Raw genomic sequence first — 2003 nt, 5'->3', positions numbered from 1 at the left:
GGCCGGTGGGTCCGGTCGAGGTCCCGCGGGCGGACGAATGCCGCGCGGGACGGAACCGCCCGGGATCAGAGCTTGGAGAGCTCCTCGACGAGATCGTCCAGGCCCAGCGACCCCTGCGACAGGGCCGCCATGTGCCAGGCCTTGAGGTCGAAGGCGTCCCCGTGGGCCGCGCGGGCGTTCTCCCGGCCCAGCAGCCAGGCACGTTCGCCGAGCTTGTAGCCGATCGCCTGCCCCGGCATGGAGAGGTAGCGGGTCAGCTCGCTCTCCACGAACTCCGCCGGGCGGCCACTGTGGGCGCCGAAGAACTCCTCCGCCAGTTCCGGGGTCCACCGCTCACCCGGGTGGAACGACGACTCCGCCGGGATCTCCAGCTCCAGGTGCATGCCGATGTCCACGATGACCCGGCAGGCGCGCATCATCTGGGCGTCCAGGTAGCCGAGTCGCCGTTCGGCGTCCGGCAGGAAGCCCAGCTCGTCCATGAGCCGTTCCGCGTACAGCGCCCAGCCCTCGGCGTTGGCGCTGACCTGGCCGACCGACGCCTGATAGCGGGAGAGCGAGGAGGCGACATGGGTCCACTGGGCGATCTGCAGGTGATGGCCGGGCACCCCCTCGTGGTACCAGGTGGACACCAAGTCGTAGACGGGGAAGCGCGTTTCGCCCATCGTCGGCAGCCAGGTACGGCCCGGACGGGAGAAGTCCTCGGAGGGGCCGGTGTAGTAGGGGGCCGCCGCGCCGCCGGGGGGAGCGATGTGCGACTCCACCTTCCTCACGCGCTCGGCGAGTTCGAAGTGGGTGCCGTCCAGCGCCTCGATGGCCTCGTCCATCAGGCCCTGGAGCCACTTCTGGACCTCGTCCACTCCCTCGATGTGCTTACCGTGCACATCGAGGTGCGCGAGCGCCTCCCACGGACCGGCCCCGGGCAGGATCTTGGCGGCCTCGGACTTCATCTCGGCGAGCAGCCGGTGGTATTCGGACCAGCCGTACGCGTACGCCTCGTCCAGGTCCAGGTCGGTACCGTTGAAGTAGCGTGACCACCGGGCGTACCGCTCACGGCCCACGGTGTCGGGCGAGCCCTCGATCGCGGGGGCGTACACCTCGTTCATCCAGTCGCGCAGGGCCACCAGCGCCTCGGTGGCGACGGCGGCGGCACCGTCCAGGTCCGCGCGGAGCGCGGCGGGGCCGGGCGCGACGAAGTCCGCGAAGAACCCGTCCCCCTCGCCGTCGCCGCCGGCCCAGGCCGTCAGCTGCTCGATGAACGTGGCGGTGGGACGGGGGCCGCCGTACAGCTTCCGTTCGAGGCCGAGAGCGAGCGAAGCGCGGTAACCCGCGAGTGCGTCCGGAACGGCGCGCAGCCGGTCGGCCACCGCGGCCCAGTCCTCGTCGGTCTCCGTGGGCGTCACCGTGAAGGCTTCGCGGACGCTGTGGGCCGGGGAGTGCAGATTGGAGACGGCCCGCAGATGCTCGTCCGCCGCGTGGACGGCGAGTTCGGCGGTGAGCCGCTCACGCAAGAGCCTGCCGCAGCGTCGCTCGGCGTCGCTGTCGGCGCCCGGGAGAAGCTCCGCGGCGTCCAGCTCCACCAGCGTGGCACGGGCGAGATCAGCCACGGCTGCCTGGCCCTCGGGCGAGAAGTCGGGCAGGCGGCCGGAACTCGCCGGGACACCCAGATAGGTACCCAGGATGGGGTCGAGATCGATGATTGCGTCGACGTATGCGTCGGCGACCTGACGGGGCAGCGCGCTGCTCGAAGTGTCTGACATGCGGACATCCTCGTACGGGAAGCGGCTTCCCGTCACCCTGCCCCCGCCCGCGACCGGAAGCGGCTGTCGGTGCGGTGTGCGGAGCCGCCTCGGAACCCACCTCCACCCTGCGGTACGGGGTTCCGCCCGCGCCGCGGGGAGGAGTCCGGAAGTCATGCGCGAGATTGGCCGGATCAGGACGGTGAGGGTTCCGGACTCGGTCCGGCGTACCGGTCGTTCCGGACGCCTTCGGCCGGTACCCCGGAC

The 2003-nt window shown here is 71.3% G+C and carries 1 protein-coding gene; it reads right to left on the bottom strand.

Features of this window, described 5'->3' with window-relative positions; genetic code table 11:
• Positions 1 to 65 precede the first annotated feature (65 nt).
• Positions 66 to 1757 (bottom strand): DUF885 domain-containing protein, encoded by a 1692-nt coding sequence (locus ACFWEP_RS34330; protein ID WP_387376175.1) that lies wholly within the window; start codon positions 1755 to 1757, stop codon positions 66 to 68.
• Positions 1758 to 2003 lie beyond the last annotated feature (246 nt).

Origin of the sequence: Streptomyces sp. NPDC060198 (assembly GCF_042728415.1) — a bacterium.
In the GTDB taxonomy this organism is placed as follows: domain Bacteria; phylum Actinomycetota; class Actinomycetes; order Streptomycetales; family Streptomycetaceae; genus Streptomyces.
Note: the sequence above shows the minus strand (reverse complement) of the source record. Positions and strands in the feature narration are given on the sequence as shown.

Excerpts from the sequence above, each read along its gene's own strand:
- ACFWEP_RS34330 (WP_387376175.1), bottom strand. The coding sequence starts at position 1,757 with ATGTCAGACACTTCGAGCAGCGCGCTGCCCCGTCAGGTCGCCGACGCA.